This window comes from Streptomyces sp. NPDC005281 (assembly GCF_040607495.1).
Classification (GTDB): Bacteria; Actinomycetota; Actinomycetes; order Streptomycetales; family Streptomycetaceae; genus Streptomyces.
The window spans coordinates 60034-81288 of record NZ_JBEXGX010000027.1; the positions used below are offsets into that span (position 1 = coordinate 60034).

19 protein-coding genes are annotated in these 21255 nt (G+C 71.4%); 11 read left to right on the top strand and 8 right to left on the bottom strand.

The features are described 5' to 3' along the window. Positions 1–54: 54 nt before the first annotated feature. On the bottom strand, positions 55–1920 hold the full coding sequence (locus tag ABZV42_RS31190; RefSeq protein ID WP_355978044.1) for an AAA family ATPase: 1866 nt from the start codon (positions 1918–1920) through the stop codon (positions 55–57). Between the two features lie 467 nt (positions 1921–2387). Beyond that, positions 2388–3041 carry a hypothetical protein gene (locus ABZV42_RS31195; protein WP_355978042.1) on the bottom strand — a complete coding sequence of 218 codons (654 nt, stop codon included), beginning with the start codon at positions 3039–3041 and terminating at the stop codon, positions 2388–2390. 231 nt (positions 3042–3272) lie between these two features. On the opposite strand from ABZV42_RS31195, the gene ABZV42_RS31200 reads away from it, so the two are divergent. The 6 genes from ABZV42_RS31200 (at position 3273) to ABZV42_RS31225 (ending at position 10021) form a co-directional block, all read left to right on the top strand. After that, entirely contained in the window at positions 3273–4229 is a 957-nt protein-coding gene (locus tag ABZV42_RS31200) for a hypothetical protein (RefSeq protein WP_355978040.1), read from the top strand. 141 nt (positions 4230–4370) lie between these two features. After that, positions 4371–5825, top strand: a complete 1455-nt coding sequence (locus ABZV42_RS31205; RefSeq protein WP_355978038.1) for an amino acid permease — start codon at positions 4371–4373, stop codon at positions 5823–5825. 192 nt (positions 5826–6017) lie between these two features. After that, the gene (locus tag ABZV42_RS31210; protein ID WP_355978036.1) at positions 6018–7370 is read left to right on the top strand and encodes a peptidase C39 family protein; all 1353 of its coding nucleotides are present in this window, start codon (positions 6018–6020) and stop codon (positions 7368–7370) included. A gap of 270 nt (positions 7371–7640) precedes the next feature. Beyond that, positions 7641–7787 carry an SCO1431 family membrane protein gene (locus ABZV42_RS31215; protein ID WP_355978034.1) on the top strand — a complete coding sequence of 49 codons (147 nt, stop codon included), beginning with the start codon at positions 7641–7643 and terminating at the stop codon, positions 7785–7787. A gap of 160 nt (positions 7788–7947) precedes the next feature. Then, complete coding sequence (locus ABZV42_RS31220; protein WP_355978032.1) at positions 7948–8607, top strand: TetR/AcrR family transcriptional regulator; 660 nt, start codon at positions 7948–7950, stop codon at positions 8605–8607. A 241-nt stretch (positions 8608–8848) separates the two neighbouring features. After that, positions 8849–10021: an acyl-CoA dehydrogenase family protein gene (locus ABZV42_RS31225; RefSeq protein WP_355978029.1), complete on the top strand. Its 1173-nt coding sequence runs from the start codon at positions 8849–8851 to the stop codon at positions 10019–10021. On the opposite strand, the gene ABZV42_RS31230 is transcribed toward ABZV42_RS31225, so the two are convergent. After that, positions 9984–10379, bottom strand: a complete 396-nt coding sequence (locus ABZV42_RS31230; protein WP_356054692.1) for a hypothetical protein — start codon at positions 10377–10379, stop codon at positions 9984–9986. The two genes, ABZV42_RS31225 and ABZV42_RS31230, sit on opposite strands and share 38 nt — an antisense overlap. A 288-nt stretch (positions 10380–10667) precedes the next feature. Further along, complete coding sequence (locus ABZV42_RS31235; RefSeq protein WP_356054695.1) at positions 10668–11102, bottom strand: hypothetical protein; 435 nt, start codon at positions 11100–11102, stop codon at positions 10668–10670. Positions 11103–11372: 270 nt separating this feature from the next. Between ABZV42_RS31235 and ABZV42_RS31240 the strand changes: the two genes are divergently transcribed. From ABZV42_RS31240 to fxsA, 4 genes are all read left to right on the top strand, one after another. Further along, positions 11373–11813, top strand: coding sequence for an Lrp/AsnC family transcriptional regulator (locus ABZV42_RS31240; RefSeq protein ID WP_355978023.1), 441 nt, complete (start codon positions 11373–11375; stop codon positions 11811–11813). A gap of 169 nt (positions 11814–11982) precedes the next feature. Continuing rightward, positions 11983–13599 (top strand): amidohydrolase, encoded by a 1617-nt coding sequence (locus ABZV42_RS31245; RefSeq protein ID WP_355978020.1) that lies wholly within the window; start codon positions 11983–11985, stop codon positions 13597–13599. A gap of 550 nt (positions 13600–14149) precedes the next feature. Beyond that, a complete protein-coding gene (locus ABZV42_RS31250; RefSeq protein ID WP_355978017.1) occupies positions 14150–14944 on the top strand; it encodes a polyprenol monophosphomannose synthase in 795 nt (264 codons plus the stop codon). A gap of 212 nt (positions 14945–15156) precedes the next feature. Further along, on the top strand, positions 15157–15723 hold the full coding sequence (fxsA, locus tag ABZV42_RS31255) for an FxsA family membrane protein (RefSeq protein ID WP_355978014.1): 567 nt from the start codon (positions 15157–15159) through the stop codon (positions 15721–15723). A 337-nt stretch (positions 15724–16060) separates the two neighbouring features. On the opposite strand, the gene ABZV42_RS31260 is transcribed toward fxsA, so the two are convergent. The 4 genes from ABZV42_RS31260 to ABZV42_RS31275 form a co-directional block, all read right to left on the bottom strand. Continuing rightward, the gene (locus ABZV42_RS31260) at positions 16061–16435 is read right to left on the bottom strand and encodes an RNA polymerase-binding protein RbpA (protein WP_261709266.1); all 375 of its coding nucleotides are present in this window, start codon (positions 16433–16435) and stop codon (positions 16061–16063) included. Between the two features lie 255 nt (positions 16436–16690). Continuing rightward, positions 16691–18046 (bottom strand): MFS transporter, encoded by a 1356-nt coding sequence (locus ABZV42_RS31265; protein ID WP_356054697.1) that lies wholly within the window; start codon positions 18044–18046, stop codon positions 16691–16693. Positions 18047–18089: 43 nt separating this feature from the next. Further along, complete coding sequence (locus tag ABZV42_RS31270; protein WP_356054699.1) at positions 18090–18857, bottom strand: glycerophosphodiester phosphodiesterase; 768 nt, start codon at positions 18855–18857, stop codon at positions 18090–18092. After that, positions 18854–19609, bottom strand: a complete 756-nt coding sequence (locus tag ABZV42_RS31275; RefSeq protein WP_355978008.1) for a hypothetical protein — start codon at positions 19607–19609, stop codon at positions 18854–18856. The genes ABZV42_RS31270 and ABZV42_RS31275 overlap by 4 nt, the downstream gene beginning before the upstream one ends. Positions 19610–19638: 29 nt before the next feature. Between ABZV42_RS31275 and ABZV42_RS31280 the strand changes: the two genes are divergently transcribed. Beyond that, the gene (locus tag ABZV42_RS31280; RefSeq protein ID WP_355978006.1) at positions 19639–21138 is read left to right on the top strand and encodes a PLP-dependent aminotransferase family protein; all 1500 of its coding nucleotides are present in this window, start codon (positions 19639–19641) and stop codon (positions 21136–21138) included. The last annotated feature ends 117 nt before the right edge of the window (positions 21139–21255 follow it).

Consider the following 21255-nt stretch of genomic DNA (forward strand, 5'->3'; position numbering starts at 1 on the left):
GGAGGCCGTGCGACCCGATGACGGTCGCAGGGCCCAGGCTGGACCGGGGCCCTCTCACATCGCGGACGGATCCTGCGGGCCCCGGCCCGAGAGGACCTCTCCGTAGGCCTGCATGAGGTCGGGCAGACGCAGCGTCGACAGGTCGTCGCGGGACGGTGTGCCGGGGTAGCCCGAGAGCCGCAGATCGCGGTACGCGCAGCTCTTCTCGTACAGGGTGCGCAGGAAGCGGCCGTTGCCGAGCTCGTCGATCCAGCCCTGGTCGACGACGTGCCCGGCGATCGAACGCAGCTCGTCCAGCGCCTCCTCGTCCCAGATGTCGCCGTTCTCGGCGGCCAGCACCTCACCGATGGAGGTCAGTTCGAGCGGGCGGTAGGAGGGGAAGTCCACGCGGCTGGTGAAGCGCGAGGAGAGACCCGGGTTGGCGGCGAGCAGGCGGTCCATGCCCTCGGGATAGCCGGCGAGGATGACGACGAGATGGTCCCGGTTGTCCTCGGCCCGCTTCAGCAGGACCTGGAGGGCCTCGTCGCCGTACGCGTCGCCCTTGCCGTAGCCGGAGTTGGACAGGGAGTACGCCTCGTCCACGAACAGGACGCCGCCGATCGCGGAGTCGATCAGCTCGTTGGCCTTCACCGCGGTCTGGCCGAGGTACTCGCCGACCAGGTCGGCCCGCTGTGCCTCGACCAGATGGTCGCCGCCGAGCAGCCCGAGCGCGTAGAAGACCCGGCCGAGAATGCGCGCCACCGTCGTCTTGCCGGTGCCCGAGGGGCCGGAGAAGACGAAGTGCCGCTTCGGCGGCTGCACCGGCAGGCCCTGTCCGGTGCGCAGCCTGGCCATGTTCAGCTGCGCCGACAACGCCTTGACCTGCCGTTTTACCGGCTCCAGGCCCACCATGCACTCCAGCTCGGCGAGCGCCTCGTCGAGCAGGGCGGGGTCGGTCGGTCCGGCGGGCATCGGTTGCACCGGCATCGCGGCCTTCTCCCGGAAGCCGTCCGTCTGGGGAGGCAGTCCGCCGGGCGGCGACGGGTCGGGATCGGGAAGCCTCAGATCGCGCCCCTCGGTGCCGAACAGCGCGTCCATGCCGTCCGGGCCCTCCAGCACGTCCTGCCCTATCCCGGCGAGCGTGATCGCCGCGAGGTCGGCCGCGGCGTCGTCGTACCCGTCCCCCTCGGCGATGGCCGCGAGGCGTGCCGAGGTGTCCATGAAGGAGGGGTCGACCCGGTGCACGGCCCGGTACAGGGGCAGGGCCGCGGCGGACCGTCCGGTGCCCTCGTGGGCGCGGGCCAGCCAGTACCGCAGCTCCTTGCGCTGCGGCTGCTCGCTGCGGCAGCGCATCAGCGCGGACGACAGCAGCGGCTCGGCCTGTCCGTACATCTCCAGCCTGACCCGTGCCATGCCGCCGAACAGACCGGCCTCGATGCCGAGCATGGGATCGTTGATCAGTGGATCGGTGTGCCGGACCAACTGCTCCCAGTCCTTGACCAGATAGGAGCGGCACGCGTGCAGGAACCGCACCTGGTGGTCCGCGTCGACCGGCGGCAGTCCCGCCAACGCCCGGTCCAGTTCGGGGACATGGCGCCCGTCGAGCCAGTGCGAGGCGTGCGCGAGCAGCAGGTCGCGCGGACTCTCCAGCACCGGCTGGACCCACCAGCCCAGCCAGTACCAGGAGTTGAGGGTGCGCCGGTGGCGGGAGCGTTGCTCGCCGAAGCGGTCCCGGTGCCGGAACATCCGCAGCAGCGCGGTCGTCGTGTCCACCCGTAGCGCGTGCAGTCCGAGCCAGCCGTCCGCCATACCGGGGTCCATCCGGACCGCGGCGCGGAACTCCTCCTCCGCCTGCGGGTAGGCGCCCATCGTGTAGGCGTCCACACCTCGCAGCCAGGCGAGGTCGGCCGGGGCCTCGGGGCCCTGCGTGCCGAAGTCCATCACGTCCCCCACAAACCGTGCCCCCGATGGTCGGGGAGTGCCTCGAGGATCAGGACATCCCCTCGCCGCCGGGCCGGTGCCCGTCGGCAGCTCTGGTCGAACGACTGTGCCACGGACGGGAGTTGAAGCGGTGCGGCAGAGCAGCCGTCCGAAAGTCGCACCGAGAGGCATGGTACCCGCGGTCGACGGGCCTGCCGAAGGGTGCCGCACAGCCCGTTCCACGAGGTGGGAGCGGATGGGATGCCCTGCGAACGGTGACCCAGGGTGAGCGAATCACGTCGTGGGGTGTCCGGAAAGAGAGGGTGTGGGCAGAACGAAGCCCCCGATCACGGGGGAACGACCGGGGGCTTCGCGACTGCGGGCGGCTCCCGTAGGGCCGCTGCTTCAGAACGTAAGACCTGTACGGTCCCCTGGTCAAGCAGAGTTGGGGCACCGAGGCAACTTCTCCGGAGTGGGTCTTCACGACTTCAGCACGCTGCGGGTGGTCCATCACGGTGCGTGATGAACTGGTCCGGTCCAGGCGCCCCAGCAGGCCCCGGCAGTACCTCATAACCCTCTGGACGCTGCCGTACCACCTGGTCCGCGAACGGCAGTGTGGGGTCCTCGGCGAAGTGCCGGCGCTCGGCGCGGACCCACCCGTCCCAGAAGTCGCTCTGCGCCTCCCCGTCCCGCTGCCGGCCCCGTTCCCAGGCCTGCTCGTGCGGCAGCTCCATCCACAGGAGTCGCGCGAGCCACGGTCGCAGCGCACGGCGACCCGCGCCGACGCCCTCGAGGAGCACCACGGGAGCGGGCGGCAGTTCGCGGAGCGGTCCGAACGCCCGGGCGGTCCAGTCGTAGGGGGCGTAGCGCGCCGTCTCGCCGCGTCCGAACGGCTCGATCACCGAGCTCAGCAGGCGTCCGGTCCAGCCGAAGAGCTCCTCGTGGGTGGCGATGTCGTCGAGGTGCAGTACGGGTGCGCCGCCCAGGGCCGCCGCCAGTCTCCCGGCGAACGTCGTCTTTCCTGAGCCGGCGTGGCCGTCCACGCCGATCAGGCGGACGGGCCCGCAGGAGGGCGGCAGCCGGCGCAGCCGTGAGGCGAGGTCGTGAATGGGGTGTCCCGGGGTGAGGTGCGAGGTCGGCACAGGCCTTGACGTCATTCTATCGAGGCGCTGTCCACAGCGGATCCATGGGTTCAGGATGGTGTCGCGTTGAACTATTCATTGAACAATCCCCAAGAACTTCGGGGGCCCGCTCCGAAAATTCCCGGCCCCGCGGAACCAGGTATTTCGGATAGGGCGTTCCGGTACTCATGGATGCTGAGTAGGGTTCCTGTTGCGGAACGGCGAGTGCCGTACGGGGATGGACTGGGGAAGATGGCCGCGGGGTTATTCGAGGGGCAGTATGTGTGGCATCCGGCGGCCGACGACCGCAGACTCGCGAGCGTCTGCATGGATGTCAGAGCCGGCCGCTATCTGAGCGCCCACCAAGCTCTCGAGGAGACCCGCTCCGACTACGGATTACGGGCCCATCGTTCGCTCGTCCTGGCCTCCGAGGCCGCCGACTCCGACCTCGCCGAACGCTGGCTGGCCGAGGAGCAGACCCCAGAGGCCGCCCTGATGTGGGCCCGCGTGGCCGTACTGCGGGCGTTACGCGCGGCCGACGCCAAGGACGACCGGGCCGAGGCGCTGGAACGCATAGCGCTGACGGCCTGCGACCGGGCCGCGCTGATGGACCGGGCCGATCCGACGCCCTGGGTCGCCCGGCTGTCCATGGCCCGGCTGCACGACCTGCGCGACCCCGCCCCGCAGGGGCTGCTGACCCGGCCTCCCGGCCCCTGGCGCCTGTTCTCGCACGTTCTGCGCCTCGACCCCTGGAACCGTGAGGGCCATCACCGGTTCCTGGCGTTCTTCTTCACGCGCCACGGCGGGTCCGTGAACGCGGCCTGGGACGTCGCCGCCTTCCTCAGCCAGCGCGCCCCCGCCTCCTCGCCGCTGCGGCTGCTGCCGCTGGTGGCCCTGGTGGAGAGCTACAACCCCACGCAGCTGCTGGTCGACCGCACCTGGGAGCAGCCGCAGTGGCGCTCCACGGCGCTCGCGATCTACCAGAACTGGCTGCCGGAGGTGTCCGGATACCGCTTCACGCCGGTGCTCGACCTGGCGTATCTGGCGCACGCGCTCTTCATGGCGCAACGCGAGTTCGAGGCGCGCGCGGTGCTCATGGCCATGGGGCCGTACGCCTGCCGCATGCCGTGGAGCGTGTTCGGCGAACCCGAGGAGCAGCTCTCCCGCGCCCGCCGCGCCTGCGGCCTGCCCATACCGGGGGCCGGCTGACCGCCGGCCCTCCCCGCCCGACGTCCCGAACCACCCCCGAGAGAAAGGTCAGCCGTGTCAGAGCGAATATCGGCCCCGGGCCGGAAAAGCGGCCCCGGAAAGGATTCCGTCGCCTTCGACGACGACGCGACGCTTCACGCGATGGGATATCCGAGAAAACTCACCCGTCGATTCCAGGCGTTCGACAATTTCGCGATCTCCTTCACCATCATCAACATAATTTCCGGTATCTTCTCGTCCTTCGGGTTCGGAATGAATGCCGGCGGCCCGCGCATTCTCGTGTTCGGCTGGATCGGCGTCTCGGTGATGGTGCTCTTCATCGGTGCCGCGATGGCGGAAGTCGCATCCGCCTATCCGACCAGCGGGGCCCTCTATTTCTCCGCCGGCAAGCTCGCCAAGCGGCACAAGGGCGCCTGGTCCTGGTACACGGGGTGGCTGAATTTCGTGGGTCAGGTGGGGGGTACCGCCGCCACCGGATACGCGGCCGCCACCTTCATCCAGGCGTTCGTGGCCCTTCAGTGGGACTCGTACCGGCCGACCGCCGAGCAGACGGTCCTGATCACGGCACTGATCATCGTGCTCCAGGGTTTGGCCAATACCTACACCGTCCACATGGTCGCCCTGCTGAACCGGATCTCGGTGTGGTGGCTGCTGATCGGGCTCGTAGTGATCGTGGGAGCACTCATCGTGATGCCCGACGACCACCAGTCGGCCTCGTTCGTCACGCATTTCGCGAACAACACCGGTTTCACGAACGGGATTTACGGAGGGATGCTCGGTCTGCTGGTCACCAGCTGGACCTTCACGGGCTTCGACGGCAGCTTCCACATGTCCGAGGAGACGGTGCGGGCCACGGTCAACGCACCGAAGGGGATCACTCGTTCGATCGGCTATTCGGCGATCACCGGGCTCATCCTGATGCTTGCCCTTGTGTACAGCATTCATGATTATGACCGGGTCGCCGGTTCCTCGGCGCCGCCCGTGCAGATCCTCATCGATGGGCTTGGCATGGGCATGGCTAAGTTCATCCTGCTCATCGTGATCGGGTCCATGCTCTTCTGCGGGCTGGCCAACCTGACCAGCAACACCCGGCAGATCTTCGCCTTCTCCCGGGACGGCGCGATGCCGGGCTCGCGCTGGTGGCACTCCGTCTCGCCGCGCACCCGTACGCCCGTCAAGGCCGTCTGGCTGGCGGTCGCCTGCTCGCTGGCCCTCGTCCTGCCCGGATGGTGGTCGCACACCGCCTTCACGGCCATCGTCAGCGTCAACGTCGTCGGACTCTTCCTCGCCTACGCCGTGCCGGTGTTCCTGCGGCTGCGGCTCGGTGACGAGTTCCAGCCCGGCCCCTGGAACCTGGGCCGCTGGAGCAAGCCCATCGGCTGGGTGGCCGTGACCTGGATCATCGTCAGCAGCGTGCTCTTCATGCTGCCCCAGGTCTCGCCGATCACCGGGGACAACTTCAACTACGCCTCGATCGCCCTGGCCGTGGTGCTCGTCGTCGCGACGGTGTGGTGGTTCGCCACGGCGCGCCGCCGCTTCCAGGGCCCCGTCAGCTACGGCCGCCCCGACGAGGTCGCCGCCATGGACCTCGTCTGATCACCCGTCCGCCTCGGCCCCGGCACCCGCCGGGGCCGAGGCGTCCCAGGTCATGCCAGTGGTCCCGACCAATATTGGTGGGCGCGGCACGGGCCGAAGTGCTGGCAGAAGTCGCCCTCCGGCGTCCATAGTTGGGGCGCACGACAGAGCATTGGGCCCGCCCGTTCCGGACACCCTGGGGGTTCTCCACCCATGAGCAGAGCCGAACAGCCGTCCCGCAGAATCGTCCTGGCCGCCGCGGTCGCCGCGGCGGCGGTGGGGGCCGCGGGGCCGCCGGCCGCCGCCGCTCCGGCCCGCCGCACCAGAGCGCCCGGCGGTCTCGTGGACAACCGTGCCTGGACCTCGTACAGCGACTGGCGCGCGGGAAGCGCGGCGGGCGCGCGGGCCGTGCGGGGCGCCCGTCCCGGTCTGGTGATCGCCGCCCCGGCCGGAGCGACGGACTACACCGACCCGCACACCGGCAGGACCGCCACCTGGGAGTACGCGACCTGGACCTCTCCGGTCCACCGGCTCGCCGTTCCCGCCACGGAGGTCATCGCCTCCTGGAACGCGCACACCCCGGCCGGCAGCTGGCTCCAGGTCGAGCTGACCGGCACGTATTCCGACGGCACGGACACGCCCTGGTACGTGATGGGCCGCTGGGCCTCCGGCGACCAGGACATCAGGCGCACCTCCGTGGACGGCCAGACCGACGGCCGCAGCACGATCTGGACGGACACCTTCTCCATCGACGACGCGGCCTCCGGACTGCGCCTCGTCTCGTACCGGCTGCGACTGACCCTCTACCGCACCCCGGGCTCCAGGACCACGCCCACCGTGTGGCGCCTGGGCGCGATGGGTTCCGACATCCCGGACCGCTTCACCGTGCCCGCCTCGGCCCCCGGCCTCGCCCAGGAGCTGAACGTTCCGCGCTTCTCGCAGGAGATCCACGCGGGCCAGTACCCCGAGTACGACAACGGGGGCGAGGCCTGGTGCAGCCCCACCTCCTCGCAGATGATCATCGAGTACTGGGGGCGCAGGCCCACCGCCGGGCAGCTCGCCTGGGTCGACCCGGCGTACGCCGACCCGCAGGTGTGCCTCGCGGCCCGCTCCACCTACGACTACCAGTACACCGGCTGCGGGAACTGGCCCTTCAACGCCGCCTACGCGGCCACGTACAAGGACCTCCAGGGCGTGGTGACCCGGCTGGCCTCGCTGACGGACCTGGAGACGCTGATCGCCGCGGGCATCCCGGCCATAACGTCCCAGTCGTTCCTCAAGACCGAGCTGACGGGTGCGGGTTACGGCACCTCGGGCCACCTCATGACCGTCATAGGGTTCACCGCGGACGGCGATGTGATCGCCAACGACCCGGCGTCGCCCGGCGACGACGCGGTGCGCAGGGTCTACAAGCGCTCCGAGTGGGAGAACATCTGGCTGCGGACCAAGCGCTACAACGCCTCCGGGAAGGTCGTCTCCGGCACGGGCGGGGTCTGCTACCTGTACTTCCCGGCGCACCCGTCGACCCGGCAGCGCAAGGCGCTCGCTGCGGTGGGCGTCCGGTGAGGTGAGGGGCGGCCCCCGGTCCGGGGCCGCCGGTCCGGGGCCGCGGCGGCCGGAACCCTCCGGTGGGAGCTTCCGGCCGGCCCGAGCCGTGTGACGAGACGCACGGACGGTGCGCTCCGGGTGCGATCCGGCGGGCTCCGGCGCCGACCGGGTCGCGGACGTGACCTGGGTCTCTACCGGTCCCGGCGGGTCCGGTGGCAAGGTGGTCGGGTCGGTGGGGAGCCGACGGGGGCGGGGTATGCCACCGCACCACTACGTCAGCGAGATGCCATGACCGCGAGCTCCGCCACCGCCCCTCGTCCCCGCGTCCGTACCGGAGGCCCCCGCGACGACAGCCCGAAGATCCTCGAACACGTCCTGGGCTGGATCCTCGTGGTGGTCGTCGCGATGCTGGTGACCCGGCTCGGTCTGCTCTGAGCGGGCGCCCCGTCCGGGTGCCGCGGGTTCGCGCGGCCCGCCGCCGTCGTTCGTCCCGCCTCGGCCGGGACGGCCGGGCGTCGATCGCCCACGGATGACGGTCGGCACGGTTCTGCCATACTGCGCTTGTTCCGTCGGCAGTTGGAGACCAGGGCCGGAATTGAATACGAGTCAACAACATGAGGTCGATCGCCCCCGGGCGCGGGGCACCGACCGTTCACTGGCGCGCCGCGCCGAACTCATCGCCATCGGGCGGAAGTTGTTCGCCGACACGTCGTACGACGCACTGTCGATGGACGACATCGCACGCCAGGCGCATGTCGCCAAGGGGCTGATCTACTACTACTTCAAGTCCAAGCGCGGCTACTACCTCGCCATCGTCGAGGACTCGGTCGCGGACCTGGTCTCCCGGGCCGCCGACGGTCCGGAACTGCCCGGGGTGCAGCGGGTCCACCGCACGATCGACGGCTATCTCCGCTATGCCGAGCACAACCAGGCCGCCTATCGCACGATCATCGCGGGCGGAGTGGGTTTCGACGCCGAAGTGCAGGCGATACGCGAGGGTGTCCGCGAGGCGATCGTCGCGACGATCGCCGAAGGGGCTTACGGCAGAGGCGAGATCGGACCCCTGCCGCGTGTCGCCCTGCTGGGCTGGCTGCACAGTGTGGAGGGGGCCACCCTCGACTGGATCGGCCGTCCCGTACTGCCGCGCGACACGATGCGCGAACTCCTGGTGAAGATGCTGGGGGGCGCGATGCGTGCCGTCGAGGAACTCGACCCCTCCTATGCGGCCCCGCCCGACGCCCGGCGGGACAACTGACCGAAGCCTATGAGGACTAGACCACTCCGTCAATGGTTCGGACCAATTCCGGGTCCCCCTCGACGGGTGCTCGTAGTCCGGTGGGAGCGTGCCTCCGTTCGGGCGTACTCCGGGCGCCACGGTCCCCGTTGACCAGGTTCCGCGACCGGGACCGGGAGCATCGGCGGGGCCAGGTGAGACCCGGCGGCGCCGCCCCCGGGCGGGCGTCCGCCGCTGCGCCCGACCAGGGAGGAGCGTCGCCGTGCCCGATCGCGCCGCACAGCCGGTGGACCGTCAGCTGCCCACGGACGAGGCCCGGGATCTGATCTCGCTCGTCCGTGACCTGGCGCGGCACGAGATCGCCCCGAGGGCGGCCGAGGAGGAGGACGCCGGGCGCTTTCCGCGCGAGCTCTTCGGGCTGCTCTCGGAGTCCGGACTGCTCGGACTGCCCTACGATCCCGCGCACGGTGGCGGCGGCCAGCCGTACGAGGTCTACCTCCAGGTCCTCGAAGAGCTCGCCATGGCTCGACTCACCGTGGGCCTCGGCGTCAGCGTCCACACCCTGGCCTGCCACGCGCTGGCGAACCACGGAACCGAGGAGCAGCGGGCCGCGCATCTGCCCGCCATGCTCGGCGGCGGTCTGCTCGGCGCGTACTGCCTCTCCGAGCCGTCCTCCGGTTCCGACGCCGCCTCGCTGCGGACGAAGGCGGTACGGCAGGGGGACGACTGGGCCGTCACCGGCACCAAGGCATGGACGACGCACGGCGGGGTGGCCGACTTCTACACCGTGTTCGCGCGCACCGGCGTCGAGGGCCCGCGCGGCATCACGGCCTTCCTCGTGCCCGGCGACGCCGAGGGGCTGAGCGCTTCGCCGCCCGAGCGGAAGATGGGCCTGAAGGGATCGCCGACCGCGCAGGTCCACTTCGACGGCGTGCGGGTCCCCGACGGCAGGCGCCTCGGCGACGAGGGGCAGGGCTTCGCGATCGCCCTGTCGGCGCTCGACTCGGGGCGGCTCGGGATCGCCGCCTGCGCGACCGGCGTGGCCCAGGCCGCGCTGGACGAGGCCGTCGCGTACGCCACCGGGCGGCGCCAGTTCGGGAAGCGGATCGCGGACTTCCAGGGGCTGCGCTTCATGCTCGCGGACATGGCCACCCGGATCGCGGCCGGCCGCGCGCTCTGCCTGGCCGCCGCACGGCTGCGTGACGCCGGCCGCCCCTTCTCCAAGGAGGCGGCCATGGCCAAACTGCTGTGCACGGACGGGGCGATGAAGGTCACCACGGACGCCGTCCAGATCCTGGGCGGGTACGGGTACACCGCCGACTTCCCCGCCGAGCGGTACCTGCGCGAGGCGAAGGTGCTCCAGATCGTCGAGGGCACCAATCAGATCCAGCGCATGGTCATCGCACGCCACCTCGTGGGTCCCGAGGAGCGCTGAGGTCGCCGAGCGGTTCCGGGCTCATACCGAACTCGTTCCGTGGATCGCGTGACGCGCCGAAGTGGTCGTCGCCGCGCGGGTCCCGGCCCGGGGCGAAGCGTTCCTCCCCGCGCGGTTCCGTGAGCGCGCCGAACCGCCCGTACCCGTACATCACCGACGGCGTGGCCAGGCGCGCCCACTCGGGGTCGTCGCGCCCCGGCAGGGTGCGGCCGCGATCGGCCCAGGCGCGCATCAGGGCGCGGTAGATGGGCGGATCCTGAGCCGGCGGGGGTGGCGGTGGCGGCGGTACCCAGTGAACCGCCGGAGCGGGGACGAGGATCCGGCGCCGGTGCCCGGTCGCGGAAGGTGTGGGGCTCATACCGGGGCAACGTGCGGGCGGGCGGACAGGTCACCCGCACGTGGATTCGGGCGTGTGTCCACGACAGGACCCCTGCGAGGTCCGCGCGGGAACGCGCTGTCCGGCCGGCCTGCCGGACAGCCGGCCGACCGGCCCGATCCGATGCACCGTCAGTGTCGCCGCAGACCCCGGAACTGGACCCGGACCCGGACCCGGACACACTGATCCTGCACCACGGCAGCCCGCGGGCCGTGGTGCAGGGCAGCTACTGGGACTAAGCGGGCGACACCCGCCGAATACGCCGTGCCGTCAGGCCGCGCGCCGCAACTCGGAGGTCCGCACGGGGGTCGAGCCCGGCCCGCCCACGTGGGAGAACGGCTGCGTACGCCAGTTCAGTCCCTGCGGGAGCGTCAGCAGGAGCGCGGTGACCTGCTGCTGGGGTTCCGCGGTTTCGTCCGCGGAGTGCGCCTCGTCGGCCGCGCTGCCCGTGCCCGAACAGGCGGTGAGCCCGAACGGGTTCCACGGGGAGGCGCACAGGGCGTGCTCCGGCAGGACCTCCTCGTCCGCCAGCAGCGCGATGGGCTGCGCGCAGGCCGGGCAGATCACCCGGTACATCTCGAAAGTGTCGTACGCGTCGAACTCGTCGCCGTCCAGGGTGTCGGATTCGACGCCCTCCGGCTCGGGCTCGAGAACGGCCTGCTGCCGCTTGGGCGCGGTACGACCAGGGCGCTTAAGACTCTGCATGGGTTTCTCCCCCTTGGGTGGGCCGACAAGGCGCTGCGACCTCGACCACAGCAAGCACTTCCCGTCCCGTCTCCGACGTAATCACGCGAACTCCGCGGACCCGGTTGCATGCATGTGTCCTTCGTCACATGCCGCCCGCAGGTGCCCCGCCCGGCGGGAAAACCGACGGCCCAACGGCACACGAACGGGACCGAGTCACATCACAAAGCGGTTATGACCTGCACCGCTGAGGTATCCCGGGGCGTCAACGGCCCTGTAGGTTCTTGCGTCATGGAGGAGCTGGACCGACAGATCGTGCAGCTGCTCGTCGCAGACGGGCGGATGAGTTACACCGACCTGGGCAAGGCTACGGGCCTGTCCACGTCCGCCGTGCACCAGCGGGTGCGCCGCCTCGAGCAGCGTGGTGTCGTCCGGGGCTATGCCGCGGTCGTGGACCCGGAGGCCGTCGGGCTGCCCCTGACCGCCTTCATCTCGGTGAAACCGTTCGACCCGAGCGCCCCCGACGACATCGCCGAACGCCTCGCGGGCGTCCCGGAGATCGAGGCCTGCCACAGTGTCGCGGGCGACGAGAACTACATCCTCAAGGTGCGGGTCTCGACCCCGCACGAACTCGAGGAGCTCCTCGGGCGGCTGCGGGCGCTCGCGGGCGTGTCGACGCGCACCACGGTCGTCCTGTCGACACCGTACGAAGCGCGTCCGCCCCGCATCTGAGGAGTTCGCTCCCGGGAATCTCCGGGGCACGTGGGGGCACGTGATCGCGCGGGCCGGTCCGGACGGACGAGGCGTACCGGGATCGCGCCCGCCGGCGGAACCACGGCCGCCCCGCCGTGTCGACCCACCCGGGCGACGGCCGGCCGCCGGAAGGCGCGAGACTGTTCCCATGAGTGAGAGCACCGCCCCGTCGGACACCGTGCTGCTGCGCGGTGGAGAAGTCCACAGCCCCGCCGACCCCTTCGCCACCGCCATGGTCGTGGAACGGGGCCAAGTCGCCTGGGTCGGCTCGGAAGGCGCCGCCGACGCCTTCGCCGACGGGGTCGACGAGGTGGTCGACCTCGAAGGCGCCCTGGTCACCCCGGCGTTCACCGACGCGCACGTGCACACCACCGCCACCGGGCTCGCGCTCACCGGCCTCGACCTGTCCGGCGCGCCGTCCCTGGAAGCGGCCCTCGCCCTCGTGCGCGACTTCGCCGCCGCCCGCCCGGCCGACCGGGTGCTCCTCGGCCACGGCTGGGACGCGGCCCGCTGGCCCGGAGGCCGGCCCCCGGCCCGTACCGAACTCGACGCCGCGACCGGCGGACGCCCGCTCTACCTCTCCCGCATCGACGTGCACTCCGCCGTGGCCACCAGCGCGCTGCTTGACCTGGTCCCCGGCGTCACGGCGCTCACCGGGTACGCCTCCGACGGCCCCCTGATCCGCGACGCCCACCACGCCGTGCGCGCCGCGGCCCTCGGCGCCGTCGGCGCCGAGCAGCGCACCGAGGCCCAGCGCGCAGCGCTCGCCCACGCCGCCTCGCTCGGCATCGGCTCCGTGCACGAGTGCGCGGGCCCCGAGATCTCCTCCGAGGACGACTTCACCGGACTGCTGCGGCTCGCCGCCGGGGAGCCGGGTCCGAGGGTCGTCGGCTACTGGGCCGACCGCGATGTCGACAAGGCACGGGCCCTGGGCGCCGTCGGAGCGGCGGGCGACCTGTTCGTCGACGGCTCCCTCGGCTCGCACACCGCCTGTCTGCACGAGGCGTACGCCGACGCGGACCACACGGGAATCGTGCACCTCGACGCGGACGCCGTCGCCGCGCATGTGGTGGCCTGTACCGAGGCGGGCCTCCAGGCGGGCTTCCACGCCATCGGGGACGCGGCGGTGGCCGCCGTGGTCGCGGGCGTCCGCGCCGCCGCTGAGAAGGTCGGCCTGGCCCGTGTACGCGCCGCCCGGCACCGTGTCGAACACGCCGAGATGCTCACTCCGGAGACGGTCGCGGGTTTCGCCGAACTCGGCCTCACCGCCTCCGTGCAGCCCGCCTTCGACGCGTTGTGGGGCGGCGAGGACGGCATGTACGCCCAGCGGCTCGGAGCCGAACGGGCCCGGGCACTCAACCCGTTCGCGGCCCTGCTGCGCGCCGGTGTGCCGCTGGCCTTCGGCTCCGACAGCCCGGTGACCCCGCTCGACCCGTGGGGCACCGTGCGCGCGGCGGCCTTCCATCGCACGCCCGAGCACCGGGTGTCGGTGCGGGCCGCCTTCACGGCCCACACCCGGGGCGGCTGGCGGGCCGTCGGACGCGACGACGCGGGTGTCCTGGTGCCGGGCGCGCCCGCGGACTACGCCGTGTGGCGCACCGGCCACCTCATCGTCCAGACCCCCGACGACCGGGTCGCGCGCTGGTCCACCGACCCTCGCTCCGGCACGCCCGGACTCCCCGATCTGACTCCCGGCGGTGACCTGCCCGTCTGCCTGCGCACCGTGGTCGGTGGACGGACGGTATTCGTACGGCCTAACGAGTGATGTCCCGCGGTGCCGGGCGCGCATCCAGGGCCCGGAACTTTGAGGTTCGACCTGCGCGTCCGAGGCGCTGACCAGGGCTTATTCGGAAAAGGCGCAGATCAAGCCAGTGTTGACAGCTGGCCGCAGGGGGCGGGTAGGTTCGGCCCGTCCACCACCGGACGGCCGACCGGGGAACTTCCGCACGGCCTCGCGGCGCCGCTGGGTCAAGGGTGGTGCGCCGCACCGGCGCACCGGCCACTGGGAGCCAGGCCCAGCGGCGGCGCCGCGAGGCGAGGGAACGTTCCGACAAGTCGGCAGGTGCGACCCGGGTGGGGCCCGGACGTTCAGTAGACAACGGCTTTCGGTCGACCCGCAGCCAGCGGGTCCCAGGTCGGCCCGAAGGGCGCCGGGCCCCGATCCGCAGGACGCCGCAGGATGTGATTTCCGCTCCGGGGCATCCGCTCTTACCCGCCTCTTGGCGAATCGACACCCCCGTGAGGCCGCCGCGACGCAGTTGCGCAGGCTGGGCGCACTATGGTGGACCTCTGCGTACGGATACGAAGGGGCAGCAGTGAACGACGGCGACGGGACCCTCGCGGCGGAAGCCCAGGGGAGGCGGTTCGGCCCGCTCGGCACGGCCTTGGTGATCATCCCGACCTACAACGAGGCGGAGAACATCAAGAAGATCGTCGGTCGGGTGCGATCCGCCGTGCCCGAGGCGCATGTTCTGGTGGCGGACGACAACAGCCCCGACGGCACGGGCAAGCTCGCCGACGAACTGGCCGCCGACGACGATAACGTCCAGGTACTCCACCGCAAGGGCAAGGAAGGCCTCGGGGCCGCCTACCTCGCGGGGTTCCGCTGGGGCCTGGAGCACGGCTACGGCGTCCTCGTCGAGATGGACGCCGACGGCTCGCACCAGCCGGAGGAACTTCCCCGGCTGCTGACCGCCCTCAAGGGCGCCGACCTCGTCCTCGGCTCGCGCTGGGTGCCGGGCGGCCGCGTGGTGAACTGGCCCAAGTCCCGTGAGTTCATCTCGCGCGGCGGCAGCCTCTACTCCCGTGTCCTGCTCGACGTACCGATCCGGGACGTGACCGGCGGCTACCGCGCGTTCCGCCGCGAGACCCTCGAAGGCCTCGGCCTCGCCGAGGTCGCCTCGCAGGGCTACTGCTTCCAGGTCGACCTCGCCCGCCGTGCCGTGAAGGCCGGCTACAACGTCGTCGAGGTCCCGATCACCTTCGTCGAACGCGAGCTGGGCGACTCCAAGATGAGCCGCGACATCCTCGTGGAGGCGCTGTGGCGCGTCACCACCTGGGGTGTGGGCGAGCGGGTCGGCAGGATCACCGCCCGCCGCAAGCAGTCCTGACACCCGTCCTGACACCGCTCCGGACCCACCGGCTGTCCTGACGACAGGACGCGCCGGTGGGCGGCGCCGATACCCGGAGTGGCGCCGCGAGGGGTGCCCGCGACGGGCGTGGGCCGCGAGCGGTGTCACCGCGATGGGGACCGGGCGTTCGCCGGTGGAGGATTGAGCGTCCGCTTATCTCGAACTGAGGCGGGCCCAGGCACACTGGGAGCATGACGACAGGCGTTCCGACCCCCACTCCCTCCCGACCGCGACGCTCGAGGCTGCGCACCTTTCTGCCGTTGGGTGTCGCGGTGTGGCTGGTGCTGGAGATCTGGCTGCTGACGCTCGTCGCGCGTGCCACGAGCGGCTTCACGGTGTTCCTGCTGCTGGTCGCCGGGTTCGTCCTCGGCGCCGTGGTCATCAAGAGGGCCGGCCGCCGCGCCTTCCGGAACCTCAGCCAGACGCTGCAACAGGCACAGGGCGGCGTCACCTCCCCGGGTGAGGGCGGCCGGGGCAACGGCCTGACGATGCTCGGTGGCCTGCTCCTGATGATCCCGGGGCTGATCTCCGACGCGATCGGCCTGCTCCTGCTGATTCCGCCGGTCCAGAAGGGCGTCAGCCGCTCCGCGCAGGGCGCCTTCGAACGCAGGATGCGGCTGGCCACCCCCGGTACCGTCGGCGACGCCTTCCAGCAGGCCCGTATCCACCGCCCCGACGGCAAGGTGGTCCAGGGCGAGGTCATCAGGGACGACGCCCCGCGCGAGCCCGGCGACCACTACCCGCCGCTGAACCGCTAGCAGCCACGGGGAATCCGCGGCCGACATGGTGAACCGCTGGCAGGCACGGTGGATCGCCGCCGGCATGGTGAAGGGCTGGCCTGTCCGGGGAAGCGATGGCGGGCACGCTGAACCGCTGGCAGGCACGGTAGATCGCCGCCGGCATGGTGAACCGCCGCTGAACCGCTGGTCGGCAGGGTCAACCGCCGGCCGGCGGAGCGGTCACCGAGTCTCCGGGGTCATCGGTCCCCGCGCCTCCCGAAATCCACCGGAACGCGCGAGACCGCGGGCACCGTACCTGAATGTACGGTGCCCGCGGTCTCGGCGTGCGGTGTATGCCGCTCGACCCGCTAGGGGGTCAGGCGGACTTGCGGCTGTCCCGCGGATGCACCGCGATGTTCATCGCGCCGCTGCGCAGGACTGCCAGGCGCTCCGCGAGGACCTCTTCGAGCTCCTCGCGAGTGCGCCGCTCCATCAGCATGTCCCAGTGCGTACGCGCGGGCTTGGCCTTCTTTTCCTCAGGGCCGTCGCCGTCGACCAGGAGTGCCTGGGCCCCGCAGACCTTGCACTCCCACTCCGCCGGAATTTCGGCCTCCACCGAGAAGGGCATCTCAAAGCGATGTCCCTTCTCGCATGCGTACTCCACGGCCTGGCGCGGGGCCAGGTCGATGCCGCGGTCCGTCTCATAGCTGGTCACTACGAGGCGTGTGCCGCGAAGAGCTCGCTCACTCATGAATCGTGCCTCCCGGGCTTGTCGCCCACAGGACAGGTGTCGCTGTCGTCGTCATCCGGTCAACGTCCGGTCGGCGGTAAAGATTCCCGTTCCGGGTCATGCGTCGCCGTCGTAGCCGCCCCTTGTTGTACCCACCGTCGCCCGGTTTGTCACATCTGGCATCAGATGTCACCCAACGCTTCAGTATCATTGACGCGCAGTAACGGTACGCCAGGCAGGCCAAACGCGTACACTACCGCTCTTTGGCCCCGGACGCTAAATCATCTCGGGTACGGGATTGCCCGCGTCCCGCACCGCCCGGCGCACCGGCACCCGGGCGAGCAGGACGAAGCCGATGACGAAGAAGACCACGAGCGAGATGATCGCGTCCCGGTAGCTTCCCGTCAGCTGGTAGGTCAACCCGAACAGCAGCGGGCCGAGCCAGCTCATTCCGCGGTCGCTCATCTCGTACGCCGAGAAGTACTCGGCCTCCTTGCCGCTCGGCACCAGGTGCGAGAACAGGGAACGGGACAGCGCCTGGCTGCCGCCCAGGACCAGTCCGATGCCCGAGGCGAGGACGAAGAACCACACCGGCGCGCCCGCGGGCAGGAAGTATCCGGCGCCGAGGGTGAGCGTCCAGGCGACGAGCGAGCCCAGAATGGTGCGTTTGGCACCGTACGTACGGGCCAGCCGGCCCATGCCCAGTGCGCCCCCGACCGCCAGCACCTGGACCAGGAGTACGGCCGTGATCAGGGTCGACTGGCTGAGGCCCAGCTCCTCGGAGCCGTAGACCGAGGCCTGCGAGATGACCGTCTGGATGCCGTCGTTGTAGATGAGGTAGGCGAGCAGGAAGGACAGGGTGAGGGGCTGGCGGCGCATGTCGCGCACCGTGGCCGCCAACTGCCGCCATCCGTGCGCCGACGCCCGGCCGGCGGAGGCGGCGGGCGTACGGCGGTCGCGCAGCCGCTTCAGCGGTACGAGCGTGAAGGCGCCCCACCAGACACCCGCCGAGGCGAGGCAGATGCGCACGGCCGTCGACTCGGAGACCCCGAAACTGTCATGGGCCGTGAACAGGACCAGGTTCCCGACGAGGACCAGAGAGCCCGCCGCGTATCCGAAGGCCCAGCCCCGGGAGGAGACGGCGTCGCGCTCCTCGGGCGGGGCGATCTGGGGGAGGTAGGAGTTGTACAGGACCATCGACACGGCCAGTGAGGCGTTCGCGACGATCAGCAGCAGGCCGCCCAGCAGATAGCGGTCGCCGTCCAGGAAGAACATGCCCGTGGTGGCCGCGGCGCCCAGATAGGCCGCCGCCGCGAGCAGCGGCTTCTTGCGGCCCGTACGGTCGGCGGCGGCGCCCGCCATCGGCATCACGAAGATCGACAGGATGACCGAGGCGGAGACCGCGTACGCGAAGAAGGAACCGGCGCGGACCGGTACGCCCAGTGGATGGACGAACCCGTCCGCGTCCGCCGCGTGCTTGGCCACCGCCGTCAGATAGGGGCCCAGGAACACGGTGAGCACGCTCGTCGAATAGACGGAGCAGGCCCAGTCGTAGAAATACCAGCCTCGCTGTTCTCGCCGGCGCTCCGCGGCCTCGTCGGCCGCCCCCGCCTGCACGGTGTCCGTGCTCACCCGTGCCCCTCGCTTCCCCGTGAAGCAGGCTGCGCGAGGAGGCTCAGAACCAGGTGCCCCGGTCTTCCAGGACCTTGCGCAGCGTGTCGATGTGATCGGTCATGATGCCATCGACTCCCAGGTCCAGGAGCCGGTGCATGCGTTCCGATTCGTTTACGGTCCACACGTGCACCTGGAGCCCGCGCGCGTGGGCGGCCCGTACGAACCGGCGGTCGACCACCGGCACGCCCGACTGCGTCTCGGGGACCTGGGCCGCGATCGCGGAGCGGCGCACCGCGGCCGGCACGCCCCAGGAGCGCAGCCGCAGGTTGAGCACACCCCGGGTGCCGAACGAGGTCGCCAGGCGGGGTCCGGCGAGATGCTGGGCGCGGGTCACACGGGCCTCGGAGAACGAACCGACACAGATCCGGTCCCAGGCGTCGGTGCGGCCGATCAGGTCGAGCAGCGGAAGGAGCGCGGGTTCCGCCTTGACGTCGATGTTCCAGCGCACCTCGGGGAGCTCCTCGAGTAGTTCCTCGAAGAGGGGGACGGGCTCCTTGCCCGCCACGCGCGCCCGGCGCACGTCCTCCCAGGGGAGGTCCGCGATCCGTCCGGCGCCGTCGGTCACCCGGTCGAGGGTCGTGTCGTGGAAGGCGACCAGCCTGCCGTCCGCCGTGGCGTGCACGTCGGTCTCGATGTAGCGGTATCCGGCGTCCACCGCCCGCCGGAACTGCGCCAGGGTGTTCTCCAGGCCGTCCGCAGACCCGCCGCGGTGCGCGAACGGGATCGGGCCGGGGTGGTCGAGGTAGGGGTGAAGAGTGCGCGTGCTCACCCGGGCAGTATGGCGGGCTCGGGTTGCCCCGGGGCGACAACGGCGCTGCCGACCGGTGCCGGACGGGCGCCGAACACCCGCAGGAAGAGCTGGGCCAGGGGCCCGATGGCGACGGCGTAGAGCACCGTGCCGACGCCGACCGTACCGCCGAGCGCGAAGCCGGTCGCGACGACGGCCACTTCGAGGACCGTGCGCACCAGACGGACCGAGCGGCCCGTACGCCGGTGCAGTCCTGTCATCAGACCGTCGCGGGGCCCCGGGCCGAACCGGGCGGAGATGTACAGGCCGGTGGCCACGCCGTTGAGCACGATGCCCGCCACCATCAGCGGAATCCGCAGGGCCAGGGAGTGGACGTCCGGGACCAGCGCGAGCGTGCCGTCCATGGCGATGCCGACCATGAAGACGTTCGAGATGGTGCCGAGGCCCGGCCGCTGGCGCAGCGGGATCCACAGGAGCAGCACCGCGGCGCCCACGATGATCGACACCACGCCGATGGTCAGACCGGTCAGCTCGGCCAGACCCTGGTGCAGCACGTTCCAGGGCTCCAGACCGAGTCCCGCCTCCACGAGGAGCGCCGAACTCGCGCCGTAGAGGGTGAGGCCCGCGTAGAGCTGGACGAGACGGCGGGGGAGCCGCCCGGATCCGGGAGCCCCGGTGGGTGCGGACTCGGAGCGTGTGGACAAGGGATGCCCCCAGTGGTGGTAGTGGCCTGGCGCATGACACTCTGTGGCTTGAGAAGTGGCTTCAACCATGGCCAATTCGGGGAAGGTGGACTGGAATCATGGCGCAGTGGACTTCGGCGGTGGGGGCCGCACAGCTGGCACGGCTCCTCAACTCCCAGCAGGAGCGGCCCGCCGGACCGGGCACCCGCCGTCCGCCCGCGTACCGAGCCCTCGCCGACGGGGTGCGGCTCCTCGTGCTCGAAGGACGGGTTCCGGTCGCGGCCCGGCTGCCCGCCGAGCGGGAGCTGGCCCTCGCCCTGTCGGTCAGCCGTACGACCGTCGCCGCAGCTTACGAGGCGCTGCGCGCGGAGGGCTTCCTGGAGTCGCGCCGCGGAGCCGGCAGCTGGACCGCGGTCCCCGCCGGGAACCCGCTGCCCGCACGCGGTCTGGAGCCGCTGCCTCCCGAGACCCTCGGCTCGATGATCGACCTCGGCTGCGCGGCGCTGCCCGCGCCCGAGCCATGGCTGACCCGCGCCGTCCAGGGCGCCCTGGAGGAACTGCCGCCGTACGCGCACACCCACGGCGACTACCCGGCCGGCCTGCCCGCGCTACGCGCGATGCTCGCCGAGCGGTACACGGCGCGCGGTATCCCGACCATGCCCGAGCAGATCATGGTGACCACCGGCGCGATGGGCGCGATCGACGCGATCTGTCATCTCTTCGCGGGCCGTGGCGAGCGCATCGCCGTCGAGTCGCCCTCCTACGCCAACATCCTCCAGCTGATGCGGGAGGCCGGCGCCCGGCTGGTGCCGGTCGCGATGGCCGAGGGGCTGGCCGGCTGGGACATGGACCGCTGGCGGCAGGTCCTGCGCGACGCGGCGCCCCGGCTCGCCTACGTCGTCGCCGACTTCCACAACCCCACCGGCGCGCTCGCTGCTGAGGACCAGCGGCGCGGGCTCGTGGACGCGGCGCGCTCGGCCGGCACCGTCCTGGTCGTCGACGAGACGATGAGCGAGCTGCATCTGGACGACGGGGTGGAGATGCCGCGCCCGGTGTGCAGCTTCGACCCGGCCGGCTCGACGGTGATCACCGTGGGTTCGGCGAGCAAGGCTTTCTGGGCGGGCATGCGGATCGGCTGGGTGCGGGCCGCCCCCGACGTCATCCGCAGCCTGGTTGCCGCGCGCGCCTACGCCGACCTCGGCACGCCCGTGCTGGAGCAGCTCGCTGTGAACTGGCTGCTCAGCACGGGGGGCTGGGAGGAGGCCGTCGGCATCCGCCGCTGCCAGGCCCGCGAGAACCGTGACGCCCTCGTCACGGCCGTCCGCAGGGAGCTGCCCCGGTGGGAGTTCTCCGTGCCGCGCGGCGGTCTCACCCTGTGGGTGCGTACGGGTGGTCTGTCCGGGTCGCGGCTGGCCGAGGTCGGTGAGCGCGTGGGCGTGCGGGTGCCCTCGGGGCCCCGGTTCGGGGTGGACGGCGCCTTCGAGGGGTATGTGCGGCTGCCGTTCACCGTGGGCGGCGCGGTCGCCGACGAGGCGGCGACGCGGCTGGCCGCGGCCGCCAGGCTGGTGGAGACCGGCGTGAGCGGAGGAGAGGACGGGCCCCGGACGTTCGTGGCGTAGCCGAACGCCGGACGGGCCGGGAACCCACGTGGGTTCCCGGCCCGTCCGGCGTTCGTGCGCCGACCTCGGGGCGGTTCGTGTGCCGGCCTCGGGGGCAGCTTGTGCGCCGGCCTCGGG